We start from the raw sequence: 24228 nt of genomic DNA on the forward strand, positions 1-24228 counted from the left end.
CTCAGGGGGCGGCCGTCCGGGCAAAACTGGCGGCCAGGCCGGTGGCCACTTCGTGGATACGTTCGCTGGTGGTCTGGACATTGCGCTGAAGCTGACGGTCGCTGTGGTTCTTGGCCAGTTCGTCGATGGCCTGCTGGAAGAAGAACCACTGGCTGTCCATCAGGGCGATCTGGTCCTTGAGACGCTGACTGAGCCCTGGCAGAGACTTGAGCTGTTTGCTGATCTGCTCGAACTCTGTCCGGGCGGCGGCCAGATCCTTGGGAAGAAAGCCCTTATTCACCCCGAGTGCCTGTAACAGATAGATCTTGGCCAGCCGTTGCGACAAGGTGGCGGCATCTTCGGCGAGCTGCACCGCCCGGCTGGCACCGCTGCCGCCCTGTTCGGCCAGTTGGGCGCCTTTCTGGGCGATCCAGGCCACTTCCTCGGACAGTTCGGACAGCTTGGCCGCTCCATCGCGGCTCGGGCTGGCGCTGACGAGCCGTTTGTAGTCCTGCCAGAGCTGGTCGAGCAAGGCGTAGTTCTCGTCCAGCGCCGGCTGGGTTTTGCTGGCCAGTCGCAGTTCGGCCAATTGGCGCTCGAAGCGCTGGATGGCGTCGCCAAGCTGGCGGCGGGCGTCCTGGTTGCCCGGGTCGAGCGCCAGGGCGGCATAGGCGCGACCGATACGCTCGGCCAACATACGCTGTGCCGGCGCCTGCGATAGGGCCGGATCGGCCGCATAGACGGCAAGGCTAAGCAACAGGGCAGCAATAGGACGGATCATGCGGGACTCCGGATCGATAAATAGATAAATAACCATGCTTAGTCGTTCTCACTGCACAGCGATGACGGCAGGCAGGATGAAACCATGATAGATAAGCTGGTAGTGGTGGGGGTGGGACTGATCGGCGGCTCGCTGGCGCTCGACCTCAAACATGCAGGATTGGTGCGTCGGGTGGTGGGCATCGGCCGCTCGCCCGAGAATATGGCCCGGGCCTTGCAGTTGCAGGTGATCGACGAGGCGACCAGCGACTATGCCGCCGCCGCTGACGCCGATCTGGTGCTGATCGCCACCCCGGTAGGACAGATGGGCCGGGTAATGGCCGGACTCGCTCCGGTGCTCGGCCCTCATACCATCGTCACCGACGCCGGCAGCACCAAGCGCGATGTGGCGGCCTTGTATCGTCAGCATCTCCCGGACCATCTGCCACGTTGCCTGCCTGCTCATCCGATTGCCGGCTCCGACCTGTCCGGTGCTTCTGCCGCCCGCTACGGTCTCTACCAGGACCGCCATGTCGTCCTCTGTCCCCTGGCTGAAACTGCCCCCGCCACGGTCGAGCTGGTCGGCCGACTCTGGCAGTCCTGCGGGGCTCGGCTGGTGCAGCTCAGTACCGAAGAGCACGACGCCGTGTTCGCGTCCGTGTCCCATCTGCCGCATCTGCTGGCGTTTTCCTACGTCAACGGCGTACTCGACCGGCCCCATGCCGAGGCAAGTTTCGAGCTGGCCTCGACCGGTTTTCGCGACTTCACCCGGATCGCCGGCAGCCATGCCGAAATGTGGCGGGATATTGCGCTGGCCAATCGAGTGCCTTTGCTGGCCGAACTCTCGGCTTTCGAGGCAAGGCTGACAGCGTTGCGTGCAGCGCTGGAGGCTGCGGACGGCGCTGCATTGCACGAGCTGTTCGAGCGCGCCAGTGCGGCGCGGCAGCGCTGGGGGAAGCATTCGGGATTGTAGAGGGGAGGGCGTTCGGGTCGGTTCCGGACTGGACGCGGACCCTCTGAAAAAGCTCGATCTCCGGCTTGTCCACCGCCGTCAGCAAGCCCAGACGATGGCTGGGTTGTCCGGAGTGGAGAATTTTCTAATTCCGCTCTTGGGGGCAATCTGTCTTGTAGATATATTGCTGAATATTTTAATAGAACAGTATGAAGCCATTGCGGCCGCGCAGGGTTCGGCGTCCTGGGCGAGGCCAAACCCTTCGCGGCCGCTGCCACGATCAAGGCCAACTTGCCTTCAACTTGGCGTCCAGCGGGATCGATCACATAGGCCAGTCAGGCCCGAAACTGCTTCTCCTCATCGGTCCTTGGACGAGGGTCAGCCACGACCCGGGCACTATTGCGTTATCCGTCCTGTGGCTGACATCTTCGGTGGACTGGTGATTTCTGGAGCCCATGAGTAAGGAGAAAGGCTCTCTTGCTGACAGATGTTTAGCGCTTGATGAGCTTGCGTTCGCGGGCGATCAATTGGTCGATCAGGGCAAACATCTTCTGCGGGTCGCCCACGGCGCCCGGTGACGTCAGATATTTACCATTGACCACAAAGCTCGGCACGCTCTGGAGTTGATAGTCCTTGCCGAACTTCCGGGCGCGGTCGAGGCGGGCATTCATGTCGAAGGCTTGATAGGCCGCCATGAAACGCCGTTGGTCGATGCCGCGCTGGGCGACCCATTTGGCCAAGGTGTCCTGGTCGCGCAGTTCGAGCTTGTCGCGATGGATGGCATCGAACACGGCGCGATGGTGAGTCGGCAGCAGATTCAGCATCGACAGCGCGTTGAACAGTTTGGCGTGGCCGTCCATATCGCTGCGGCCGGTCCACAAGACGTGTTCACGCCGGAATACCACATCCTTGGGCAGGGTCTTTTCCCAGGCTTCGACGGCCGGTTCGGTGGCGTTACAGGCCGGGCAGCCATACCAGAAGAATTCGATCACTTCGATCTTGCCCGGGGTGGCGACCGGCTGAGGCTTGGTCAGCGTGACGACGGGCTCGTGGCCGTGGCCATCGTCAGCCAGGGCAAAGCGGCCGACGAACAGCAGGCTCAGAATCATCACAAAACGACCAAACAGGGCTGGCAAATGCATGAGCGGATTTTTCCTTGGTGGAGTGGGGAAGCGGGATTACCGGTTTTCCGGTATCCCTCGGGAAGGCGCTTGTTCGGTCTGTCCGTTCAGCAGCGCGCGCAATTCGTCGGAAATCGGCATCGGCATAAACGGATCGACCCGGCTGCCGCCGGTATTGCCAAGCGGCAGACGGCCAAACAGATGGCCCAGTGGCGTCAGCAGCAGGCGCAGCAGTTGACCGCCGATCTCCCGACGGTCGCGCTGCGCCAGTGCTACCCGCAACATGGCGCAATGGACTGCCCAGTGCAGCGATAGTTTGCGCTGTCCCAGCACATGGGCACGCTCCAATAATTGGAAAGCCTCGGGATAACGAGCCGCCGCCAGCTCGACCTGGGCCTCGCTCAGCGCAGCAAGGCAGGCTTGGACGGCGGCAGGGGGAAGCGGGGTCGGCATGGCGGGCACTCCGGCGGCGGCGATGGGCCCGATTAGAAGGTCTGGAGCCGCTACAGGGTCAAGCGGCAGACAAAACAACGGGGGCGGCCCTGTTGGACCGCCCCCGTTTGAGGAAATCTGCTTATTCCTGCTTAGTCCGGCTGGTAGACGTAAGGCTTTTGCGGAACGCTGGCGTCTTTGGCGCGCTGCTGGAATTCGCGATCGATCTGCTTATCCCACAGCAGGTTACGACCTTCGATCTGCCCTTGTGCCACCTCGGGATTCTGTTGCAGGAATTGGCTCATGAAGCTGGTGTATTCCGACACATAAGTCGTGTCTTTTTTCAGAAGGGCCATGGGAAACTCCGGCGGGTACGAGTAGAAACCGGCCATTATACCGTCTGCAGGCGCAGATGGTGGCGGGGTGGCTGGGTGGTAAATAGTCTGCAAAATGGCAGCCAGAGTGGGAGCAGGCCAAGAGCAAAAACACTGGAAATGAACATCTTGACTCTTTGTTCTGCTGTCCAGGACGAGAGCACGCTCCTTATGTCGATCCGCCTTCAACTAGGCGCTCAGCCGACATCGCCCCATGTTCGCGCCGAGCTTTCCCGCACACAGCCGCACACAGGCTCAGGTGCCCGATGAATGCTTTTTCCAGGCTTGGCGAGAGGCTTCGTCTCGCTTGGGCGGAGCCGTCTCCGCTGCCGGTTTGCGCCAGCCATGCCGTGCCAGCATCTTGTAGACCGTCGCCAGCGAGACGCTTCGCCCCAGCAGCGCTTCGATCCTGGGCTTGAGCGGCGGCACGATCACCACACCGTCTTGCTGTGCTTCGGCCAGCACCGTGTCCAGGATCCGCGCTTCCTCGGCCAGCGTGGTATAGGCGCGATTGCGGGTCACCGACTGAGGCTGGGGGAGTTTGCGTTCTCCCTTGAGTTCCTGGCCGTACTGGGTCCTGAGCCGAGATACCGTGCGCGCCGAGATACCCAGGACTTTGGCGGTTTCCTCCAGACTCATCCCATGCTCCAGCGGCAACAGAACCGCCTGGGCCTGCCGGACTTCCTTGGGCGTCTTGGCGTTCTTCAGCAGTGCACGTGCCGCTTCGATCTGTTCCTTGCCTTGCGCTGGACGGGCCATCTGCGTTTCCTCTCTATCGTGTCGGCAGATTATCGCCAAACAGATCGAAAATTGGAATCGCTCGCCTTATCCCGCTGGACGGCCATCAGCCAATAAGGCGGAGACTTATTCTGCTGGGGGTCCGAAACGTTTTGGGTCCGAGCCGGACAACAGGTGGATGCCACGGATTCTGGGTGGTGAGGGGAGCGGATAGGGTAGATATAAATATAACCTGCAAAATGTTTGCAAGTATTGGTGCTGGATACATCCAAAAATAAATAAGGAGGTCCAAGTGGACCTCCTTACTCACTCCCGCCCGCTGACTGGTCAGGCAGCGAGCCCGATCAGACGCGCTCGACACACAGTGCCACACCCATACCGCCGCCGATGCACAGCGTCGCCAGACCTTTCTTGGCGGCGCGGCGTTCCATTTCGTGCAGCAGCGTCACCAGCACACGGCAGCCCGAGGCGCCGATCGGGTGACCCAGGGCGATGGCGCCGCCGTTGACGTTGACCCGGTTCATATCCCACTTGAGTTCGCGGGCAACGCCGAGCGCCTGGGCGGCAAAGGCTTCGTTGGCCTCGATCAGATCGACCTGATCGAGCGTCCAGCCGGCGCGTTGCAGCGCGCGCTGGGTTGCCGGTACCGGACCCATGCCCATGATGCTGGGCTCGACCCCGGACGAGGCGTAGCCGACGATCCGGGCCAGCGGCTTCAGACCAAGCTGGGCGGCGCGCTCGGCGCTCATCAGCATCACGGCGGCGGCACCGTCGTTGATGCCCGAGGCGTTGCCGGCCGTGACCGTGCCTTCCTTGTTGAAGGCGGGCCGCAGCTTGGTCAGTGCCTCCATGGTGGTGCCGACCTTGATGTACTCGTCGTTGGCGAAAGCCAGCGGATCGCCCTTCTTCTGCGGCACCAGCACCGGGGTGATTTCCGCGGCAAAGCGGCCGGCCTTTTGCGCCGCTTCGGCCTTCTGCTGTGAGGCCAGAGCGAATTCGTCCTGTTCCTGGCGGCTGATGCCGTATTTCTGGGCGATATTCTCGGCCGTGACACCCATATGGTATTGGTTGTAGACGTCGGTCAGGCCGTCATAGACCATCGAATCGACCAGCGTGCCATTGCCCATCCGGATGCCGTCGCGCGAGTTCATCAGCAGATGGGGCGCTTGTGACATGTTTTCCTGGCCGCCGGCGATCACGATATCGGCGTCGCCAGCCAGAATGGCCTGCACGGCCAGATGGGTGGCCTTGAGGCCCGAACCGCAGACCTGGTTGATGGTCATGGCCGGGATGCTGACCGGCAGACCGGCCTTGATCAGAGCCTGCCGGGCCGGATTCTGGCCCAGACCGGCGGTGAGCACATTGCCCAGGATGACTTCGCTGATCTGGTCCGGCGTGACACCGGTCTTCTCCAGCAGCGATTTGATCACGACAGCGCCGAGTTCGGGGGCGCTGACCTTGGCCAGCGCGCCACCGAACGAGGCGATGGCGGTGCGCTGGGCTGCGACGATAACGACTTCGCTCATGAGTTTCTCCTGCTTGGGTGAATCCGCCTGAGGCGGTTATAGCGGTCGGTCGCCAGACCGATCCCGATTGTCAGACCGGGCTGACCTTTTCACGCACATAGCGACCCGGCGCGGCTTCGATCGGCTTGTACTGCCGGTTGCCGGCGCTCTTGGGCGCTGCCACCTGCTTGCCTGAGCGCGGGGCCAGCCATTGGTCCCAATCCTGCCACCAGCTGCCGGGCTTCGATTCGGCGCTGTCGAACCAGGCGTCGGCATCGGGCGGCAGCTGGTCGTTGGCCCAGTAGTTACGCTTGTTGAGCGTCACCGGGTTGATCGAACCGGCGATATGGCCCGAGGCGCCCAGGGTGAAGCGGACCGGGCCGCCCAGCAGCTGGCTGCCGCGATAGGCCGATTTCCACGGCACGATATGGTCTTCGCGTGCGGCGAAAATATAGACCGGCAGCTCGATCTGCCGCACATCGATCGGCACTCCGCATACTGTCATGCCGTTGCGCTTGGCCAGGTTGTTCTCCAGGTACATATTGCGCAGGAAGAAGGTATGCATCGGCAGCGGCAGATTGGCCGAGTCGTTGTTCCAGTAAAGCAGGTCGAACGGCGGCGGGGTCTTGCCCTTGAGGTAATTGTTGACGACGTAGTTCCAGATCAGGTCATTGGCACGCAGCATCGAAAATACCCGGGCCAATTCCTTGCCGTTGACCAGACCGCCGTCTTTGAACTTGGCTTCGCGCTGACGGATCATGTCCCAGTCGACGAACATCTTCAGGTCGCCCGGGTCGCTGTGGTCGATCAATGCCGTCATGATGGTGGCACTTTCGATCCAATCAAGTCCTCGCGCCTTGAGCACCAGCAAGGTGGTGGTCAGGATCACCCCGCCGATACAGAAGCCCAGCGTATTGATCTTGTCCTGTTTGCTGATCTCGCGCACCACCCGCGCGGCCTCGATCACCCCGGTTTCGACATAGTCGTCCCAGCCAAGCCGGCCCAGTTCGGGCGGGATATTGCGCCAGGAGATCAGGAACACCGTATAGCCACGCTCGACCAGCCAGCGCACCATCGAGTTCTCGGGTTGCAGATCCATCAGGTAGTACTTGTTGACGGCCGGCGGCACGATCAGCAGCGGTCGCTCGTAGACCTTGTCGGTGGTCGGGGTGTACTGGATCAACTGGATCAAGGCATTTTCAAACACCACCGTACCCGGCGTGACGGCCAGATTGCGACCGATCTCGAACAGCGTCTCGTCGGTCATCGAGATATGGCCCTTCTCGATATCCTCGGCGAGCTTCTTCATCCCCTGGATCAGGCTCTCGCCCTTGGTATCGAGGGCCAGCTTGATCACTTCGGGGTTGGTCAGGGCGAAATTGGCCGGCGAGATGGCGTCGAGATACTGGCGGGTGAAGAAGGCTATCCGCTCGCGCCGCTCGTCATCGACCGGGGCGCCGTCCACCAGTTGCAGCAGCCATTTCGAGGTCAGCAGGTAGTACTGCTTGATGTAGTCGAAGAACGGATATTGCTCCCACTCGGGTGCATTGAAGCGGCGATCGCCGCGCTCAGGCTCGATCTTGGGGCGTTCTGCCACGCCGAGCAGACCCATCCACAGGTCCATCTGACGCTGGTAGTAATGGTTCTGTAGTTCAAATAATTGATTGGCACCGCCCATCATATTGTTCATCAGATGCTGGAGCGGCGGGGTGTCGGGGTGACTGGGCTGAACGCCGTTGACGAAGGTCTCGACCAGCTTGCGGTTGGCCGTGGTCATCGAGGCGAAGAATTCCTGGAGGCGTTCGGTGTCGAGCAGGGCATTGGCGCTGTTACCGCGCTCGGTATGCGATGGATTCAATGCTGTCTCCCGTGCGGGCTTGGCCCGTTCTTGCGCTGGATCGAAAGGGGTGTTGCGACGCAGCAAAGTCAGTCGCGTCAGCATTCTACGCGCGGGCGAAAATCCGGCACAAGCCTAAATTTTATGCATCCGGGCCTGACGGTTTTCCCCTAAATGCCTGGGTTTCCAGTAGGATCAGCGCTGCGTGATCGCAGGGCGCCGCAGCACCGCGGGAGACGGTTGAAGCAAAGCATTAAGTTGCGCCTCTTGTCGATTGATTTGCTTGAGTTTTTGCAGACCGCCATTGCTATACTCCCTGGCAGGTGGAACTCTTTTATACGGAGACGCGTGATGAAATTTGGCTTCTCCGCCTTGTTGGTTGGCCTCGTATCCTGTGCCCTGATCATGGTGCCGATGGAAGCCGAGGCTGGTGGCAAGGTTCGTGCCAAATCGGCCAAAACGGCCAAATCGGCTGGTTCAGCCGTTAAGGGCAAATCTGCCCGCACCCCTTCCAAAAAAGTCCAGGTCAGTTTCAAACGACTGTCGGCCAAGCAGCGGCTGCAAATCAGCCGTAAGAGCCAGCATGGGATGATGCTGGCCAAGCGCGGCCCGGTCGGTGCCCGCGTTACCCGCGTCGCCAGCCTGCCTTCGACGCTGGACAGCGACCTCGCCCTCTATTCGAGCGCAGCGCTGGTGGTCAACGAAGTCAGCGGCGAACGTATCTACGAGAAGAACGCCCAGTCGGTGCAGCCGATCGCGTCGATCACCAAGCTGATGACCGCCATGGTGGTGCTCGATATGCATCTGCCGCTCGATGAGCTGGTGCAGATCACCGACTACGATGTTGATACCCTCAAATACAGCGGTTCGCGTCTGCTGGTCGGTACGACCCTGACGCGCGGCGAGATGCTGCATCTGGCGCTGATGTCGTCGGAAAACCGTGCCGCCCATGCGCTGGCCCGCACGGCGCCGGGCGGACTCGAGACCTTCGTCGCCCGGATGAACCGCACCGCTCAGTCGCTTGGGATGCGCAACACCCATTTCGTCGATCCGACCGGGCTCAACAGCGGCAATGTCTCGACGCCCGAAGACCTGGTGCGGCTGGTGCAGGCGGCCCATCACTACCCCGAGATCCGCAGCTACTCGACCAGTGATGGCTACACCTTCGTCTCCAGCATGAACGGGCGCGAGTACACCTTCCATAACACCAATCCGCTGGTCAAGGCGCAGAACTGGGATATCGGGGTATCGAAGACCGGTTTTATCTCCGAGGCCGGCAAGTGTCTGGTGATGCAGGCGGTGATCAACGACAGCCCGGTGATCATGGTGCTGCTTGCTTCACGCACCAAGACTTCGCGGATCGAAGATGCCCGGGGTATCAAACGCTGGCTGGAAACCAGCCCAGGCGCCAAGTTGCGCGCCGGCTGAGCGGCCATCCCCCGACAAGGCGCCTCAGGGCGCCTTGCTTTTTGGCCAGATGAGGTAAAAGGAAAATTTAATGCAATAAAGCCGCAAGACTCCTTGAGGCTTTATACGAAGAATAAGTACTTCTTCAGTCGGGATAGACCCCGGTAGACAGATAACGATCGCCCCGGTCGCACACAATCGAGACAATGGTGGCATTCTCGACTTCGGCGTCGAGCTTCAGTGCCGCTGCCATCGCCCCGCCCGAGGAGACGCCGCCGAAGATGCCTTCCTCGCTGGCGAGCCGGCGCATCATCGCTTCGGATTCCTGCTGATCGACTTCGATGAGGCGGTCGATACGCGAAAAATCGCAGATTTTCGGCACATACTCGGCCGCCCATTTGCGGATGCCGGGGATCTGCGCGCCGTCGCAGGGCTGTACGCCGATCAGTTGGATATTGGGGTTCTGTTCCTTGAGAAAACGCCCGGTCCCCATGATGGTGCCGGTGGTGCCCATGCTGGAGACGAAATGGGTGACGCGGCCGCCCGTATCGCGCCAGATTTCGGGACCGGTGCCTTCGTAATGGGCCAGCGGATTATCGGGGTTGGCAAACTGATCAAGGATATAGCCCCGACCGTCGGCCTGCATGCTGTCAGCCAGATCGCGCGCGCCTTCCATCCCGACGCTCTGCGGCACCAGGATGATTTCGGCGCCGAATGCTTTCATAGTCTGGCGCCGCTCCACGCTCAGGTGCTCGGGCATGATCAGCACCATCCGGTAGCCGCGCATCGCGGCGGCCATGGCCAGGGCAATGCCGGTATTGCCCGAGGTCGCCTCGATCAGGGTGTCGCCCGGCCGGATATCGCCGCGCTGTTCGGCCCGACGGATCATCGACAGCGCCGGCCGGTCCTTGACCGAGCCCGCCGGGTTATTGCCCTCGAGTTTGGCCAGCACCACATTGCCCCGACCGCGCGGCAAGCGCTTGAGTTTGACCAACGGGGTATTGCCGACGAAATCTTCGAGGGTGGAATACATGGGGCGGCTCCGTGATGGGGCTGCCATTATCCAACAGCCGTTCTGTAAAAACAAAAGCCCCGCCAGGGGCGGGGCGAGGGCACGTCAGAGACGCGCCGATACTCAGGGAGAGCTACAAAACACGAAGAAAACAGGCAATACGACGAGGGGCCGGCAAAAAAGTTCGACAAATTTTTATGCCGCTGCGGCCCAACGGCCCTTCAAGGCTTTTTCTGCTCGGCTTTCCTGGCCGGCGGCGTCACGGGCTTGGCCGCAGCCGAGGGCGTGCCGGTGCTGATCTCGGGCCGGATCTTGTCGAGCGTGGCACGGCCGATGCCGCTGACCTTTTCCAGTTCGTCGACACTTTTGAACGGGCCGTTCTTGCTGCGGTAGTCGATGATGGCGCGGGCCTTGGCCGGGCCGATGCCCTTGAGTCCTTCGAGTTCGGTCTGGGGCGCGCTATTGATATTGACCGTGGCAAGCGTCGCCACCGACAGCAGGGCAGCAAACAGCGCGGGAAACAGTTTTCGCATCGTGGTTCTCCTGGTTGCAAACGGTAAGGAATGTGGCCGGCAGGGTTCGCCTAAGCACACGTCGCCAGCATAGGGTCGCCGCTTGCCATCGCCGCGCTGCAAGGCGAGGTAAATGCTTTCCCTAGATGGGCGTGCTATGTCCTTGATTCGTTTTGAGGTCGCTCGCCGAGCGCTTGGGCACGGTCGATGCTATGATTGCGCAAGTGCTTGATAATGTTTAGGATGCGCGCTTTTGGAGGGTCGATAATGAAGCGCGAGGAAATCCTCAAGGTGATCAACGAGGCCGATTGCCTGCATAGCGACGCCGAGGTCGCGACCGCGCTCGACCGGATGGCGGCGACGATCAGCGAACGTCTGGGCGAAGCCGATCCCCTGGTCTATGTAGTCCTCAACGGCGGCATCATCGCCGCCGGCCAGTTGCTGCCGCGCCTGCGCTTTCCGCTTACCGTCTCCTATCTGCATGCCACCCGCTACGGCGACGCCACCAGCGGCGGCCGGCTCGACTGGAAGGTCAAACCGCAGGACGATCTGCGCGGCCGCACCGTCCTGATCATCGATGACATCCTCGACGAGGGAAACACCCTCGACGCCATCCTCCAGTACTGCCGTGAGCAGGGGGCCAAGGAAGCGCTGTGCGCCGTGGTCATCAACAAGAAGCACAACCGTAAGGCCCGTCCCGATCTCAAGGCCGATTTCGTCGGGATCGAAGTGGAAGACCGCTTCCTGTTCGGCTGCGGCATGGACTACAAGGGCTACTGGCGCAACACCCTGGCGATCTACGCGGTCAAGGGTTTGTAGATTTCCCGCTGTAAAGCATTTACATATGAATAAGACCGATGCGAAAGCGCTTTCGCATCGGTCTTATTCATTTTGTTGCCGATAGCCTTCATGCCGGGCGGCAGTCCGCCCGTGCTAGAATCCGCCATCCTTTCCCAAGCCCCCCGGAAGATTCCGCCTATGTACCAGCCTGTCTCCATCGCCGAATTCGACCCCGATCTGTTCGCCGCCATCGAGGGTGAAGTGCAACGCCAGGAAGATCACATCGAGCTGATCGCTTCTGAAAACTACACCAGCCCCGCCGTGATGGCGGCCCAGGGTTCGCAACTGACCAATAAATACGCCGAAGGTTATCCGGGTAAGCGTTTCTACGGCGGTTGCGAATACGTCGACAAGGTCGAAGAACTGGCGCTGGCCCGGGTCAAGCAACTGTTCGGCGCCGAATACGCCAACGTGCAGCCGCATTCGGGTTCGCAAGCCAACCAGGCGGTGTATTTCTCGGTGCTCAAGCCTGGCGATACGGTGATGGGCATGAACCTCGCCCACGGCGGCCACCTGACCCACGGTTCGCCCGCCAACCTGTCGGGCAAGCTGTTCAAGATCGTGCCGTATGGCTTGAACGAGCAAGAGGAAATCGATTACGACCAGATGGCCGAAATCGCTCGCGAAGCCAAGCCGAAAATGATCATCGGTGGTGCTTCGGCCTATGCGCTGCGTTTCGACTGGGAGCGGATGGCCGCCATCGCCCGCGAAGTCGGTGCCTACTTTATGGTCGATATGGCGCACTATGCCGGTCTGATCGCCGCCGGCGTCTACCCCAACCCGGTGCCGCACGCCGATTTCGTCACCTCCACCACCCACAAGACGTTGCGCGGTCCGCGCGGCGGCCTGATCCTGGCCCGCGCCGAGCATGAAAAGATGCTCAATTCCAATGTGTTCCCGACGCTGCAAGGCGGTCCGCTGATGCATGTGATCGCCGGCAAGGCCGTGGCCTTCAAGGAAGCGCTGACGCCCGAGTTCAAGTCCTACCAGCAGCAGGTGATCAAGAATGCCGCCGCCATGGCCGAAGCGCTGGCCGCCCGTGGCGTGCGCATCGTGTCGGGCCGTACCGAGAGCCATGTGTTCCTGGTCGATCTGCGCCCCAAGGGTCTGACCGGCAAGGCGGCCGATGCCGCGCTGGGTCTGGCACATATCACCGTCAACAAGAACGCCATTCCGAACGACCCGGAAAGCCCGTTCGTGACTTCTGGCATCCGGCTGGGCTCGCCCGCCATCACCACCCGTGGCTTCAAGGAAGCCGAGGCGGTGGCCGTGGCCAATCTGGTGGCTGATGTGCTTGATAATCCCAACGACGAAGCCCATATCGCCAGCGTGCGCGAGCGTGTGCATGCCCTGACCAGCCGTTTCCCGGTCTACGCGCGTTGACCTGTTGTCGTAATGGTGGGAAAAAGGGGCTCCGGCCCCTTTTTCTTCGTCCGTCCATCGGTAGTAGGAAAATATCTGGACAGTATAGTGCAAGGAGGAGAGCGACCAATATGCTATTAAGAAATATTTCTGCAATGCTGTTGCTGATGTGGCTGAGCGGCTGCGCCAGCCTCAGCTATCTGGGTCAGGCAGCGAGCGGTCAGGCCGAGGTGATGGAGCGGGCGCGGCCGATCGATGCGCTGCTGGCCGATCCGACCACCCCGGGCGAGCTGGCCGACAAGCTGCGTTTTGCCCGTGATGTCCGCCGCTTCGCCATCGACGAGCTGGGGCTGCCCGACAACGAGAGCTATACCCGCTACGCCGATCTCGGCCGCCCTTATCCGGTCTGGAATATCGTCGCCACCCAGCCGCTCGACCTGACCCCGGTGCAAAGCTGCTTTCCGGTGGCCGGCTGTCTTGATTACCGCGGCTATTACCGCGAAGAAGAGGCCCGCCGTCATGCCGAGTCGCTGATCGCCAAGGGAATGGACGTGTTCTGGTACGGCGTGCCGGCCTATTCGACCCTGGGCTGGTTTGCCGACCCGCTGCTCAACAGCACCATCCGCTACGGCCGGGCCGATCTGGCCCGACTGATCTTTCACGAACTCGCCCACCAGCAGGTCTACGTCAAGGACGACAGCGCCTTCAACGAAGCCTTCGCCACCGCCGTCGAACTCGAAGGCTTCGAGCGCTGGCTGCGCCGCCACGGCGATGAGGCCATCCGTAACGATTATCAACGCAACGAAGCGCGCCGCGCCGCTTTCCGCGATGCCATGAGCCGTACCCGCCAGCGGCTGCTCGATATCTATCAGGGGCCAGGCAGCGATGCCACCAAGCTGGCCGCCAAACAAAGCGCACTGGAAGCCCTGGCTGCCGAATACGCCCAGCTCAAGGCCCGCTACAAATGGATGGGCTACGACGCCTGGTTCGACCCCTTACCCAACAACGCCCATTTCGCCTCGGTCGCTACCTACCATAGGCTGGTGCCCGCTTTCCGCGCCTTGTTTGCCGAGAAGGAAGGCAACTGGACCGCCTTCTATGAGGCAGTCCGGGCCTTGGCTGCACAGGATAAGGCCAGCCGCCATGCTGCCCTGGAAAGCCGATTGCCCTTGGGCACGCGCGAGGAGACGACTGCCGCTGAGGGGGCGCAGTGAAGAGCAATAGAAAATTTCAGGAAATATCTATTCAAATACCAGAGCGGTTGATAAGAATAAATGTCTGAAATATGTCCAGAGGCATTGCCTGCTGAGAGAGTTGCTTGGTTGCCGTCGGAGGCAGGGAGCGGGCGTAAACTGTTTTCAGTCGCTGTGCCGCTTGACCTTGACACGATGTCAAGCCTGACACTGTCGCCATTCCTGAGGCTTTAGGAGGTGTGAGATGACAAGCGCAGTGCTTCCCCATACGTTGCAGGTTGCCGGGCTTGACGATGCCACGGGCGCGGCCCGGGTGGAACAGGCGCTGGCGGGGCTGGAGCGGGTGCGGGTACTCGGGGTCAATCCGGTCGATGGTTCGGTAACGCTGGAAAGCGATGCGCCGCTTGATCTGAGCGCCGTGCGCGCCGCGCTCGACCGTGCCGGCTATCGACTGGCCGAGACCGAGTTGATGCTCGGTATCGGCGGCATGAGCTGCGCCAGTTGTGCGGCGCGGCTGGAAAAGGTACTGCGCCGCACGCCGGGCGTGCTCGAAGCCGAAGTGACCTTTGCCAATGAAAAGGCGCGGCTGCGGCTGTCGCGGCCGGCTGATCGGACGGCGGCTGAAGAGGCCGTGTTCCGCGCCGGCTTCCAGGTGGTGGCCGAGGTCGACGAGTCCACCACGGAGGCCGAAGCCACGGTGGCTGCGGTCCCCCGAGACTGGATCGTCCCGGCGCTGGCCTTGCTGCTGGCGCTCCCGCTGACTGTGCCGATGTTCACCGAGCCGTTCGGCGTCCACTGGATGTGGCCGGCCTGGCTGCAATGGGCGCTGGCGACGCCGGTGCAATTCGTGTTCGGCGCCCGTTTCTACCGTTCTGCCTGGACGGCGCTGCGTAACGGCAGCGGCAATATGGACCTGCTGGTGGCACTTGGCACCAGTGCGGCCTATGGCTTGAGCCTCTATCTATGGCTGGGTCGTGACGATCCGATGCCCCATCTGTATTTCGAGGCGGCCGCCGTGGTGATTGCCCTGGTGCTGCTGGGCAAATGGCTCGAAGCACGGGCGCGGCGCCGCACGGGCGACGCGCTGCGGGCGCTGCAATCGCTGCGGCCGGCCAGGGCGCGGATCTGGCGCCAGGGTGCTGAGGTGGAAGTGCCGCTGGCGGCGGTGCGGGTGGGCGATCTGGTGATTGTGCGGCCAGGCGAGCGGGTGCCCGTCGATGGCCGGATCGTCGAGGGGATGAGCCAGCTCGACGAGTCGCTGCTGACGGGTGAATCGCTGCCGGTGGCTCGCGGTGTGGGCGAGCGTGTCCCGGGCGGTGCCCTCAATGGAGACGGCCTGCTGCGGCTCGAAACCGTGGCGACCGGGACGGAAACCGTACTGGGTCGCATCGTCCGCCTGGTCGAACACGCCCAGTCGGCCAAAGCGCCGATCCAGCGGCTGGTCGACCGGGTCAGCGCCGTTTTCGTGCCGGTGGTGCTGGCGGTGGCGGTACTGGCTTTCCTGGGCCGCTGGTGGTGGGGCGGTTCGGTCGAGTCGGCCTTGATCGATGCCGTGGCGGTGCTGGTGATTGCCTGCCCCTGTGCGCTTGGTCTGGCTACCCCGACCGCCATCATGGTCGGCACGGGCGTCGGGGCGCGTCATGGCATCTTGATCAAGGATGCGGCCGCGCTGGAGTTGGCCCATCGGGTCCGGATCGTCGCGTTCGACAAGACCGGCACCCTGACCGTAGGCCGGCCCGAAGTGGTGGCACTGCGTCCGACTGCGGCCGGCGAGGGCCGGCTGCTTCAGTTGGCGGCAGCGTTGCAGACCGGCAGCGAGCATCCCTTGGCGCGGGCCGTGCTGGCCCGGGCCGAGGCGGAACAATCGGACATCCCCGCCGTGACGGCCGTGCGTGCGCTGCCTGGACGCGGTATCGAGGGCGAGGTGACGGGTGTGCCTTATCTCCTGGGCTCCAGCCGCCTGATGCAGGAACAAGGCATCGAGCTGGCAGAACTCGCCAGCGAGGCCGAAGCCCTGGCGGCCTCAGGCAACAGCGTGTCCTGGCTTGCGACCCGCAGCGGTCAATTGCTCGGTCTGATCGGTTTTGGCGACCGTCCCAAACCGGGCGCCCGGGAGGCCGTGGCGGTACTGAAGCGGTTGGGCATCCGGACCGTGATGATCACTGGTGACAATCGGGGCAGCGCTGAAGCGGTAGGGCGGCAGCTTGGGCTCGATGAGGTGGTGGCCGAAGTGCTGCCGGCCGACAAGGCGGCCAAGGTGACGGCGCTGAAGGCTGACGGCGCCGTGGTGGCCATGGTGGGCGATGGCGTCAACGACGCGCCGGCGCTGGCGGCGGCCGATGTGGGCATCGCGATGGCCGAAGGCAGCGACCTGGCGCTCCATGCAGCCGGTATCGCCCTGCTGCGGGGCGATCCGACCCTGGTGGCGGCAGCGCTCGATCTGTCGCGGCGATGTTACGGCAAGATCCGGCAGAATCTGTTCTGGGCGCTGATCTATAACGTGATCGGTATCCCGCTGGCTGCGCTGGGCTATCTCAATCCGATGCTGGCCGGTGCTGCGATGGCATTGAGCAGTGTCAGTGTGGTCGGCAATGCATTGCGGCTGCGCCGCTGGCGTGCCCCGACGGCCGGGAGCGAATCATGAATATCGGTAAGGTGGCGCAATGCAGCGGCGTCTCGGCGCGGATGATACGCCACTACGAGGAACTGGGCCTGTTGCCCGCTGCGCGCCGCAGCGAGGCGGGCTACCGGCTCTACGATGAACGCGATCTGCACTGGCTGCGCTTTATCCGTCGCGCCCGCGACCTGGGTTTCCCGCTCGGTCAGGTGCGCCAGCTGCTGTCGCTGTGGCAGGACCGCGAGCGCAGCAGCGCTGAGGTCAAGCGGCTGGCCGAGTCGCAGCTCGAAGCACTCGATGCCCGTATCGCTGAACTCCAGGCCATGCGCCGTACCCTGGCGGTGCTGGTCCATGGCTGCGGCGGCGACGAGCGGCCTGACTGTCCGATTATCGAGGGATTGGCTGAGCCGGGTCTGGTCGAGCCTGATCCCGACTGATAAGCCGAGGCAGTCGTTCTGTCCCTGCTCCGGATTATTACCCAATCATTAATTATTAAAATAATCGGCAAATCTGGCGCAAGACTCTGCTTGTGCTATAAGAAAAAATAATATTTTCTGATCGAAGGAGGAATATATGTACGCCAAAACGGCATTGCCGCAATCGCTTGAAGCCAAAGAAGCCATTGATGAGCTGGTCGCCAAATTCTTTGCCGCCTTTGCAGCTGACCAGAATGGCCGGGTCGATCTCGCTGCGCTTTATCCCTTGTTTATTAACGGGGCATCGATCATCAAGGGATGCGGCGAATCGGCCACGGTATACGATCTGCAAGGTTTTATCGCCCCACGGCAGGCGCTGTTGAATGGTCCTGATCTGTTCGATTTCAATGAACACGAAGTGTTCGAGAGGACTGAAATATTCGGCAATATCGCCCAGCGTTTCAGCCTTTACCATAAATCGGGAATTGCCCACGGTGAGCGATTCGAAGGGCAGGGAATCAAGGCAATGCAATTCAGCAAAACTGCCGAAGGCTGGAAAATCGTCTCATTGATATGGAATGACGAAAGCGAGGCACTGCCGATTTCCTCCGTTTATCGTCATGGTTCCTGGTAGAACTGTCATCGGGGAGAAAAGCCGCTATGGTTGAGTTCATGGCGGCTTTTTTTAATCGGGAAAAATCGGCCTATGCCCTCTTGTCGAGTAGAATGACCGCGATCTTGATACAGCACGGCGGAGTTCCCCGATGAAATGTCCGTTTTGCGGCTCTTCCGATACCCAGGTGGTCGATACCCGTCTGTCCGAGGACGGCGACAGTGTGCGGCGGCGGCGCCGTTGCAGCGGCTGCGACAAACGTTTCACCACCTATGAAACAGCCGAGGTGAGGCTGCCGCAGGTGGTCAAGACCAACGGCGACCGCGCCGAATTCGACCGCGAAAAGATCCGTACCAGCTTTCTGCGTGCTTTGCACAAGCGGCCCGTGCCGACGGCGCTGGTGGACGAGGCCATCGTCCGTATCCTGCAAAAGGTGCTCAGTCTTGGTGAGCGCGAGATCGATTCGCGCCGGATCGGCGAGATGGTGATGACCGAACTCGCCCGGCTAGACAAAGTGGCCTATATCCGCTTTGCTTCGGTCTACCGCAGCTTTCAGGACGTGGAAGATTTCACCGACGCCATCCGCGAAGTCAGCCGCGACAAGCCTGGCTGAGCCGGCGCCGAACCATTCCCTGTTCCGCTGACTCTCAAGATTCCTTGTTCCTCTAGGCGACTATATGAAGATCGGCCGGCAAGACCTCGACGCCGCCGCCCAGGCTGCCGTCATCTCCCCGGAACAGGCCCAGGCCCTGTGGCAGTTCCTCGGTGAGCACCACGCCAATACGCCGCAGTTCCGCTTTGCCCATGTCCTCTACTACCTGGGCGGCATGATCGCCATTGCCGCCATGAGCCTGTTCATGACGGTAGGCTGGGATACCTGGGGGCCGCTGAGCCTGGTGGTGTTCTCGGTCTGTTATGGCTTTGTCGCCTGGCGGCTCGGGGTGTGGCTGCTCGAGCGCAAGCGGCTGCCCATCCCGGCCGGCATCATGCTGGTGCTGGCCATCGTACTGGTGCCGCTGGCCATCTACGGCATACAGGCATGGCTGGATTACTGGCCTGAAAGCGATACCTTCGATAACTACCACCGTTATATCGATTACCGCTGGGTCGTGATGGAGGTTGGAACGCTGCTGGTGGCCAGCGTGATGCTGTGGCGCTATAAGCTGCCGTTCATGGTGATGCCGGTGGCCGTGACCTTGTGGTATCTGGGCATGGATCTGTCCGACGGCATGGTGGTCGATGGCGTGCTGGATAAATGGACCGTGCGGCAGTGGTTCTCGCTCTGGTACGGCCTGGCGATGCTTGTCCTGGCCGTCTATGTCGATCTGCGCAGTGCGGCGCGACGGGCCGATTACGCTTTCTGGCTCTATCTGTTTGGTCTGATGACCTTCTGGGGCGGGCTGACCTCGATGGAATCGGACAGCGAGCTTGGCAAATTCCTCTACGCCATGCTCAATTTCGGTCTGATCATGATCGGCGCCGTGCTGAGCCGGCGCGCCTTTGCCGTATTCGGGGCGTTCGGGGTGGCGCTCTATCTGGGCCATCTAGCCTATACGCTATTCAAGGACAGTCTGCTGTTTGCCTTCTGCCTCAGTCTGATCGGCCTTGGCGTCGTGTTCGCGGGCATGTGGTGGAACAAACATGGCAGCGCCCTCGGGGCGCGCTGGCGACAACAGCTGTCGCCACAACTGGCCCAATTGATCGAGAAGCGTGGTGCTTAAAATGTAGCGTCTGCTTCCACGCGCTTTCCCCGGGCCGCCTCAAGGGCGGCCCGACTTGTTTGTCAGGAAATTTATGGATTTTTCCGCCCAGGACCATCTGTTCATGGCCCAGGCCCTGCGTAAAGCCCAGGGTGGCCGTTATCTCTCTACCCCCAACCCCTTTGTCGGCTGTGTGCTGGTCCGCGATGGCGTGCTGATCGGCGAAGGTCACACCCAGGTCGCCGGCGGCGACCATGCCGAAATCCAGGCGCTGCACGACTGCCGCCGCCGTGGCAACGATCCGCGCGGCGCCACCGCCTATGTCACGCTCGAACCTTGCGCCCACTACGGACGCACTCCGCCTTGTGCGCTGCGGCTGGTGGAGGCGGGGGTGGTGCGGGTGGTGGCGGCGATCAGCGATCCGTTTCCCGAGGTGGCCGGACGCGGGCTGGCCCTGCTGCGCGAAGCAGGCATCACGGCCGAAGTCGGTCTGATGGCCGGCGAGGCGCGGGCTTTGCACCATGGCTTTCTGAGCCGGGTCGAGCGTGGCCGGCCCTGGGTCGTCGCCAAGATCGGCGCCAGCCTCGATGGACGGACGGCGCTTGCAAGTGGCGAGTCGAAATGGATCACCGGCGAAGCGGCCCGCGCCGATGTGCAGCATCTGCGCGCCCGTGCCTGCGCCATTATCACGGGCGTCCAGACGGTGCTGGCCGACGACCCGCTGCTCACCGTGCGCCGGCTCGACGGCGAGCCCTGGACGCTGGTGCGGCAGCCGCTGCGGGTGGTGCTCGATAGCCGTCTGCGCACGCCTCCCACTGTCCAGATGCTCAAGGCGCCCGGCAAGACCCTGTTTGTCTGGAGCGGCGAGAACACCGACGAGCTGAACGCCCGTCAGGCCGCGCTGGAAGCCGAGGGCGCCGAAACATTGTGGCTGGGCGGGGCCGACGGTCGGGTCGATCTGCCGGGTTTATTGAACAAATTGGCTGAGCGCGGCATCAATACCGCCCTGGTCGAGGCAGGCGGGCGGCTCAACGGGGCTTTTCTGATGGCCGGCCTGGTGGACGAGCTGGTGCTGTACCAGGCGCCGGTGCTGCTGGGTGGCTCGGCACGCTCGCTGGCGGAATTCCACCTTGAGCGACTGGCTGATCGGCCGCATGCGCTGGAGACCGAACGGGTGGCCGTGGGTGAGGATTTGCGCTGGACGCTGCGTTATACGCCTTATTGAGAGTCAGTGGGACAGGCTGCCGGATTGGCTTTCAGGAGGGCGTCCGCTTGGCTGGGGCGGAGACTGAAGCCCGTAAGTCGCCATGGTGTCCACCTTCCTGTTCCGTGTGAGTGGCCACCAGGGCGCAGGAAACGGCTTGATGGGTGAGGTGAGGTGCGATTGGGTGGGCTTGGACGCCAGGGTTAAGAAGAACGGCCAGGCGTGGCGGGAGAGCGGGGCTGAGATGGAAATGTTTATTTTTATGGAAATTCCGCTCTGATACTTGCGGATAAATTGCAGGATATTTTCTATCTGCGTCTCCAACCGCCATCCACCTTATTCCCAGCCAATAAAGACGGGAGGTCGGCAGACCTCCCGTTTTCTATCCTGCAGCGCTCAGGCTGGCATGCCCGATCAGATCACCATCAGATCGACGAACTCGTTGACCGGGGTGGCTTCGAGCTTGGCCTGATCGGCGCACAGCGCCAGGATGGCATCGACCTGTTTCTGCGGGAAGCGGCGATGCAGATTGCGCTTGAACTTGGCCTCGAGCACCGGGATGCCTTCGGCGCGGCGGCGGCGATGGCCGATCGGGTATTCGACTTCCACTTCGTCGGTACGGCTGCCGTCCTTGAAGAACACCTGCATGCGGTTGGCGATCGAGCGCTTTTCCGGGTCGAGGTAGTCCTTGGAGTAGCGCGGGTCTTCCACGCACACCATCTTTTCGCGCAGGGCGTCGATGCGCGGGTCGTGGGCGACCTCGTCCTCGTAGTCGCTGGCTTCGAGCTTGCCGAAGATCAGACCGATGGCGGCCATATATTGCAGGCAATGGTCGCGGTCGGCCGGGTTGTTCAGCGGGCCTTGCTTGTCGATGATGCGGATGGCCGATTCATGGGTGGTGATCACCACCTTCTCGATCTCGTCGAGGCGGCTGGCGATCTGCGGATGCAGGGCCAGTGCGCATTCGACGGCGGTCTGGGCGTGGAATTCGGCCGGGAAGGAAATCTTGAACAGCACATGTTCCATCACATAGCTGCCGTAGGGGCGCTGGAAGGAGAATTCCTTGCCCTTGAACAGCACATCGTAGAAGCCCCAGGTCTTGGCGGTCAGCACCGAGGGATAGCCCATCTCGCCCTTGAGCGAGATCAGCGCCAGGCGCACGGCGCGGCTGGTGGCGTCGCCGGCGGCCCAGCTCTTGCGCGAACCGGTGTTCGGGGCGTGACGGTAGGTGCGCAGCGCCTGGCCGTCGAGCCAGGCGTGGCTGACGGCGTTGATGATTTCCTCGCGGCTGCCGCCCAGCAGCTTGGTGACGACGGCAGTGGACGCCACCTTGACCAGCACGACGTGGTCGAGGCCGACGCGGTTGAACGAGTTTTCCAGCGCCAGCACGCCCTGGATTTCATGGGCCTGGATCATGGCGGTCAGCACATCGCGCATGGTCAGCGGTGCCTTGCCCTGGGCGACGCGGGTACGCGACAGCCAGTCGGCCGCCATCAGGATGCCGCCCAGGTTGTCGGACGGATGACCCCACTCGGCGGCGAGCCAGGTGTCGTTGAAGTCGAGCCAGCGGATCATAGCGCCCAGGTTGAAGGCGGCCTGGATCGGGTCGAGCTGGAATTGGGTACCCGGCACCCGGGCGCCGTGGGGAACGATGGTGCCCGGGACGACCGGGCCGAGGAATTTGGTGCAGGCGGGGTATTCGAGCGCTTCGAAACCGCAGCCCAGCGTGTCCATCAGACACAGGCGGGCGGTGTTGTAGGCTTCGGTCGAACCGATCTGGCTGTTGCAGACATAGTCGGCAATATCGACCAGAACCTGGTCGGGAGCGGGACGGACATTCGAGATATGGGCGGACATAAGGCTTCCTTTGGTCTGACCGTCAGACGGTCGTCAGATGTTGTGTTCTAGCAACACCACGATATCGTGCAGCACCAGCTCGGCCCGGACCGGGTTTTTCGCCTTGGCAATGCCTTGGCGCAACTGATCAAGCAGCGGGCGCAGCGCTTCGGGGTGGGTGCATTGTTCGACTTTCCTGGTGAAGAACATGGCCTTGAGGCCCAGGTATTCGCCGGCAGCCTGATTCATCAACTGCTTGGCCTGATGCAGCCGCACCAGCGTGTCTTCGCTGAGCGGCGGCGGCGCGGCTTCGATCAATTCGACTGGCGGGTCGTCCGACTCGCTGTCGGGCACGTCCGCTACGGGAGCGGCCGGTCTGGCGATCAGTCCAAGCGCCAGCAGGCGCTCGATTCCGTCGGCCGGCACGCCCAGCGGTCCGGCCAGCGCGGCCAGCGCCGCGCCGGTCTTCTGGCCGTCGACCTGCAACAGCAGCGTCCGCAGACGCCCGGTCAGTTCGGGGCAGCTATCCCTGTCCCTGACCGCCTGTTGCCCCCTGTCTGTCTTCACCAAGATTGCGTTATGCATGGCTCGAATCCTTCATACCGTCGTAACCGGGTCGCTTCTTGTACGGACGACCTCGGAGCGAAACGGTAGCACAGCCGGACTCAGCTACGCTGATCGATCGGTACGAATTCGAGATCTTCGGGGCCGATGTAGTTGGCGCTGGGGCGGATGATCTTGCCGTCCTGGCGCTGTTCGATCACATGGGCGCTCCAACCGCTGGTACGCGAGATCACGAACAGCGGGGTGAACATGGCAGTTGGCACCTGCATCATGTGGTAGCTCACCGCCGAGAACCAATCGAGATTGGGGAACATCTTCTTGATGTCCCACATCACGGTTTCCAGTCGTTCGGCGATATCGAACATCTTCATGCTGCCGGCGTCCTGGCTCAGCTGGCGCGCCACTTCCTTGATCACCTTGTTGCGCGGGTCGCCGGTGGTATAGACCGGGTGGCCAAAGCCGATGATCACTTCCTTGTTCTCGACCCGGCGGCGGATATCGGCCTCGGCCTGGTCGGCATTCTCGTAACGTTTCTGAATCTCGAACGCCACCTCATTGGCGCCACCGTGCTTGGGACCGCGCAGCGCGCCGATGGCGCCGGTGATGGCGCTGTACATATCCGAGCCGGTGCCGGCGATGACGCGACCGGTAAAGGTCGAGGCGTTGAATTCATGTTCGGCGTACAGCACCAGCGAAGTGTGCATGGCCTTGACCCACAGCTCGGACGGCTTCCTGCCGTGCAGCAGATGCAGGAAATGTCCGCCGATCGAGTCGTCGTCGGTCTCGACCTCGATCCGGCGGCCGTTGTGGCTGAAGTGATACCAGTACAACAGGGCAGAGCCGAGCGAAGCCATCAGCCGGTCGGCGATATCGCGGGCGCCGGCCAGATTGTGGTCGTCCTTCTCGGGCAGCGCGCAGCCAAGCACCGAGACGGCGGTGCGCATCACGTCCATCGGATGGGCCGAAGCCGGCAGTTGCTCCAGCACGGTCTTGAGCGAGGCCGGCAGACCGCGCAGCGACTTGAGCTTGTTGCGGTAGGCAGTGAGTTCTGCCCCGGTGGGCAGCTTGCCGTGGACCAGCAGATAGGCGATTTCTTCGAATTCGCAGCTTTCCGCCACATCGAGAATGTCGTAACCGCGGTAGTGCAGATCGTTGCCGGTACGACCCACGGTACACAGTGCCGTATTGCCGGCTGCGACGCCGGATAGCGCCACCGATTTCTTCGGCTTGGGCAGCAGGTTGTCACTCATCCTTG

24 protein-coding genes are annotated in these 24228 nt (G+C 62.2%); 12 read left to right on the top strand and 12 right to left on the bottom strand.

What is annotated here, in order from left to right; all coding sequences use genetic code 11:
* Position 1: 1 nt before the first annotated feature.
* The gene (locus ACFOW7_RS01630) at positions 2-760 is read right to left on the bottom strand and encodes a type IV pili methyl-accepting chemotaxis transducer N-terminal domain-containing protein (protein ID WP_378160318.1); all 759 of its coding nucleotides are present in this window, start codon (positions 758-760) and stop codon (positions 2-4) included.
* An 84-nt stretch (positions 761-844) separates the two neighbouring features.
* Here ACFOW7_RS01630 and ACFOW7_RS01635 point away from each other — a divergent pair, with 84 nt between their 5' ends.
* The gene (locus ACFOW7_RS01635) at positions 845-1711 is read left to right on the top strand and encodes a prephenate dehydrogenase (protein WP_378160320.1); all 867 of its coding nucleotides are present in this window, start codon (positions 845-847) and stop codon (positions 1709-1711) included.
* Positions 1712-2181: 470 nt separating this feature from the next.
* On the opposite strand, the gene ACFOW7_RS01640 is transcribed toward ACFOW7_RS01635, so the two are convergent.
* From ACFOW7_RS01640 to ACFOW7_RS01665, 6 genes are all read right to left on the bottom strand, one after another.
* Positions 2182-2832 carry a thiol:disulfide interchange protein DsbA/DsbL gene (locus tag ACFOW7_RS01640; RefSeq protein WP_378160322.1) on the bottom strand — a complete coding sequence of 217 codons (651 nt, stop codon included), beginning with the start codon at positions 2830-2832 and terminating at the stop codon, positions 2182-2184.
* A 36-nt stretch (positions 2833-2868) separates the two neighbouring features.
* Positions 2869-3264: a DUF3703 domain-containing protein gene (locus ACFOW7_RS01645; protein WP_378160324.1), complete on the bottom strand. Its 396-nt coding sequence runs from the start codon at positions 3262-3264 to the stop codon at positions 2869-2871.
* A gap of 131 nt (positions 3265-3395) precedes the next feature.
* Positions 3396-3599, bottom strand: a complete 204-nt coding sequence (locus ACFOW7_RS01650; protein ID WP_378160326.1) for a DUF3460 family protein — start codon at positions 3597-3599, stop codon at positions 3396-3398.
* Positions 3600-3872: 273 nt separating this feature from the next.
* Complete coding sequence (locus ACFOW7_RS01655; RefSeq protein ID WP_378160327.1) at positions 3873-4376, bottom strand: helix-turn-helix domain-containing protein; 504 nt, start codon at positions 4374-4376, stop codon at positions 3873-3875.
* A gap of 323 nt (positions 4377-4699) precedes the next feature.
* Positions 4700-5881, bottom strand: coding sequence for an acetyl-CoA C-acetyltransferase (locus ACFOW7_RS01660; protein WP_378160328.1), 1182 nt, complete (start codon positions 5879-5881; stop codon positions 4700-4702).
* Positions 5882-5951: 70 nt separating this feature from the next.
* Complete coding sequence (locus ACFOW7_RS01665; RefSeq protein WP_378160330.1) at positions 5952-7718, bottom strand: PHA/PHB synthase family protein; 1767 nt, start codon at positions 7716-7718, stop codon at positions 5952-5954.
* Between the two features lie 330 nt (positions 7719-8048).
* Between ACFOW7_RS01665 and ACFOW7_RS01670 the strand changes: the two genes are divergently transcribed.
* A complete protein-coding gene (locus ACFOW7_RS01670; protein WP_378160332.1) occupies positions 8049-9125 on the top strand; it encodes a D-alanyl-D-alanine carboxypeptidase family protein in 1077 nt (358 codons plus the stop codon).
* A 124-nt stretch (positions 9126-9249) separates the two neighbouring features.
* Here the strand turns inward: ACFOW7_RS01670 and cysM are convergent, their stop codons facing one another.
* Both cysM and ACFOW7_RS01680 read right to left on the bottom strand, forming a co-directional pair.
* Positions 9250-10137, bottom strand: a complete 888-nt coding sequence (cysM, locus tag ACFOW7_RS01675) for a cysteine synthase CysM (protein ID WP_378160334.1) — start codon at positions 10135-10137, stop codon at positions 9250-9252.
* 200 nt (positions 10138-10337) lie between these two features.
* Positions 10338-10649, bottom strand: coding sequence for a ComEA family DNA-binding protein (locus ACFOW7_RS01680; RefSeq protein WP_378160336.1), 312 nt, complete (start codon positions 10647-10649; stop codon positions 10338-10340).
* A 246-nt stretch (positions 10650-10895) separates the two neighbouring features.
* Between ACFOW7_RS01680 and ACFOW7_RS01685 the strand changes: the two genes are divergently transcribed.
* From ACFOW7_RS01685 to ACFOW7_RS01730, 10 genes are all read left to right on the top strand, one after another.
* A complete protein-coding gene (locus ACFOW7_RS01685; protein ID WP_378160338.1) occupies positions 10896-11447 on the top strand; it encodes a hypoxanthine-guanine phosphoribosyltransferase in 552 nt (183 codons plus the stop codon).
* A gap of 159 nt (positions 11448-11606) precedes the next feature.
* Entirely contained in the window at positions 11607-12851 is a 1245-nt protein-coding gene (gene glyA, locus ACFOW7_RS01690; protein WP_378160340.1) for a serine hydroxymethyltransferase, read from the top strand.
* A 134-nt stretch (positions 12852-12985) separates the two neighbouring features.
* Entirely contained in the window at positions 12986-14044 is a 1059-nt protein-coding gene (locus ACFOW7_RS01695; protein WP_378160342.1) for an aminopeptidase, read from the top strand.
* Positions 14045-14267: 223 nt separating this feature from the next.
* A complete protein-coding gene (locus ACFOW7_RS01700) occupies positions 14268-16667 on the top strand; it encodes a heavy metal translocating P-type ATPase (RefSeq protein WP_378160344.1) in 2400 nt (799 codons plus the stop codon).
* The gene (cueR, locus tag ACFOW7_RS01705) at positions 16664-17077 is read left to right on the top strand and encodes a Cu(I)-responsive transcriptional regulator (RefSeq protein WP_378160346.1); all 414 of its coding nucleotides are present in this window, start codon (positions 16664-16666) and stop codon (positions 17075-17077) included. Before ACFOW7_RS01700 ends, cueR begins: the two co-directional genes overlap by 4 nt.
* Positions 17078-17213: 136 nt before the next feature.
* Complete coding sequence (locus tag ACFOW7_RS01710) at positions 17214-17690, top strand: hypothetical protein (protein ID WP_378160348.1); 477 nt, start codon at positions 17214-17216, stop codon at positions 17688-17690.
* A gap of 130 nt (positions 17691-17820) precedes the next feature.
* Complete coding sequence (gene nrdR, locus ACFOW7_RS01715) at positions 17821-18282, top strand: transcriptional regulator NrdR (RefSeq protein ID WP_378160350.1); 462 nt, start codon at positions 17821-17823, stop codon at positions 18280-18282.
* Between the two features lie 64 nt (positions 18283-18346).
* Positions 18347-19390 carry a DUF2157 domain-containing protein gene (locus tag ACFOW7_RS01720; protein WP_378160352.1) on the top strand — a complete coding sequence of 348 codons (1044 nt, stop codon included), beginning with the start codon at positions 18347-18349 and terminating at the stop codon, positions 19388-19390.
* A 73-nt stretch (positions 19391-19463) separates the two neighbouring features.
* A complete protein-coding gene (ribD, locus tag ACFOW7_RS01725) occupies positions 19464-20594 on the top strand; it encodes a bifunctional diaminohydroxyphosphoribosylaminopyrimidine deaminase/5-amino-6-(5-phosphoribosylamino)uracil reductase RibD (protein ID WP_378160354.1) in 1131 nt (376 codons plus the stop codon).
* 82 nt (positions 20595-20676) lie between these two features.
* The gene (locus ACFOW7_RS01730) at positions 20677-20853 is read left to right on the top strand and encodes a hypothetical protein (protein WP_378160356.1); all 177 of its coding nucleotides are present in this window, start codon (positions 20677-20679) and stop codon (positions 20851-20853) included.
* Positions 20854-20987: 134 nt separating this feature from the next.
* Here ACFOW7_RS01730 and ACFOW7_RS01735 read toward each other — a convergent pair whose 3' ends face one another.
* The 3 genes from ACFOW7_RS01735 to prpC form a co-directional block, all read right to left on the bottom strand.
* A complete protein-coding gene (locus ACFOW7_RS01735; protein ID WP_378160358.1) occupies positions 20988-22430 on the bottom strand; it encodes a bifunctional 2-methylcitrate dehydratase/aconitate hydratase in 1443 nt (480 codons plus the stop codon).
* Positions 22431-22463: 33 nt separating this feature from the next.
* Complete coding sequence (locus ACFOW7_RS01740; protein ID WP_378160360.1) at positions 22464-22994, bottom strand: hypothetical protein; 531 nt, start codon at positions 22992-22994, stop codon at positions 22464-22466.
* Between the two features lie 80 nt (positions 22995-23074).
* On the bottom strand, positions 23075-24223 hold the full coding sequence (gene prpC / locus ACFOW7_RS01745) for a bifunctional 2-methylcitrate synthase/citrate synthase (RefSeq protein ID WP_378160362.1): 1149 nt from the start codon (positions 24221-24223) through the stop codon (positions 23075-23077).
* Positions 24224-24228 lie beyond the last annotated feature (5 nt).

The organism is Chitinimonas lacunae (genome assembly GCF_042650885.1).
GTDB classification, from domain to species: Bacteria; Pseudomonadota; Gammaproteobacteria; order Burkholderiales; family Chitinimonadaceae; genus Chitinimonas_A; species Chitinimonas_A lacunae.

Coding starts and splice junctions, on each gene's coding strand:
- ACFOW7_RS01630 (WP_378160318.1), bottom strand. CDS start 760: ATGATCCGTCCTATTGCTGCCCTGTTGCTTAGCCTTGCCGTCTATGCG.
- ACFOW7_RS01635 (WP_378160320.1), top strand. CDS start 845: ATGATAGATAAGCTGGTAGTGGTGGGGGTGGGACTGATCGGCGGCTCG.
- ACFOW7_RS01640 (WP_378160322.1), bottom strand. CDS start 2,832: ATGCATTTGCCAGCCCTGTTTGGTCGTTTTGTGATGATTCTGAGCCTG.
- ACFOW7_RS01645 (WP_378160324.1), bottom strand. CDS start 3,264: ATGCCGACCCCGCTTCCCCCTGCCGCCGTCCAAGCCTGCCTTGCTGCG.
- ACFOW7_RS01650 (WP_378160326.1), bottom strand. CDS start 3,599: ATGGCCCTTCTGAAAAAAGACACGACTTATGTGTCGGAATACACCAGC.
- ACFOW7_RS01655 (WP_378160327.1), bottom strand. CDS start 4,376: ATGGCCCGTCCAGCGCAAGGCAAGGAACAGATCGAAGCGGCACGTGCA.
- ACFOW7_RS01660 (WP_378160328.1), bottom strand. CDS start 5,881: ATGAGCGAAGTCGTTATCGTCGCAGCCCAGCGCACCGCCATCGCCTCG.
- ACFOW7_RS01670 (WP_378160332.1), top strand. CDS start 8,049: ATGAAATTTGGCTTCTCCGCCTTGTTGGTTGGCCTCGTATCCTGTGCC.
- cysM (WP_378160334.1), bottom strand. CDS start 10,137: ATGTATTCCACCCTCGAAGATTTCGTCGGCAATACCCCGTTGGTCAAA.
- ACFOW7_RS01680 (WP_378160336.1), bottom strand. CDS start 10,649: ATGCGAAAACTGTTTCCCGCGCTGTTTGCTGCCCTGCTGTCGGTGGCG.
- ACFOW7_RS01685 (WP_378160338.1), top strand. CDS start 10,896: ATGAAGCGCGAGGAAATCCTCAAGGTGATCAACGAGGCCGATTGCCTG.
- glyA (WP_378160340.1), top strand. CDS start 11,607: ATGTACCAGCCTGTCTCCATCGCCGAATTCGACCCCGATCTGTTCGCC.
- ACFOW7_RS01695 (WP_378160342.1), top strand. CDS start 12,986: ATGCTGTTGCTGATGTGGCTGAGCGGCTGCGCCAGCCTCAGCTATCTG.
- ACFOW7_RS01700 (WP_378160344.1), top strand. CDS start 14,268: ATGACAAGCGCAGTGCTTCCCCATACGTTGCAGGTTGCCGGGCTTGAC.
- cueR (WP_378160346.1), top strand. CDS start 16,664: ATGAATATCGGTAAGGTGGCGCAATGCAGCGGCGTCTCGGCGCGGATG.
- ACFOW7_RS01710 (WP_378160348.1), top strand. CDS start 17,214: ATGTACGCCAAAACGGCATTGCCGCAATCGCTTGAAGCCAAAGAAGCC.
- nrdR (WP_378160350.1), top strand. CDS start 17,821: ATGAAATGTCCGTTTTGCGGCTCTTCCGATACCCAGGTGGTCGATACC.
- ACFOW7_RS01720 (WP_378160352.1), top strand. CDS start 18,347: ATGAAGATCGGCCGGCAAGACCTCGACGCCGCCGCCCAGGCTGCCGTC.
- ribD (WP_378160354.1), top strand. CDS start 19,464: ATGGATTTTTCCGCCCAGGACCATCTGTTCATGGCCCAGGCCCTGCGT.
- ACFOW7_RS01730 (WP_378160356.1), top strand. CDS start 20,677: ATGGTGTCCACCTTCCTGTTCCGTGTGAGTGGCCACCAGGGCGCAGGA.
- ACFOW7_RS01735 (WP_378160358.1), bottom strand. CDS start 22,430: ATGTCCGCCCATATCTCGAATGTCCGTCCCGCTCCCGACCAGGTTCTG.
- ACFOW7_RS01740 (WP_378160360.1), bottom strand. CDS start 22,994: ATGCATAACGCAATCTTGGTGAAGACAGACAGGGGGCAACAGGCGGTC.
- prpC (WP_378160362.1), bottom strand. CDS start 24,223: ATGAGTGACAACCTGCTGCCCAAGCCGAAGAAATCGGTGGCGCTATCC.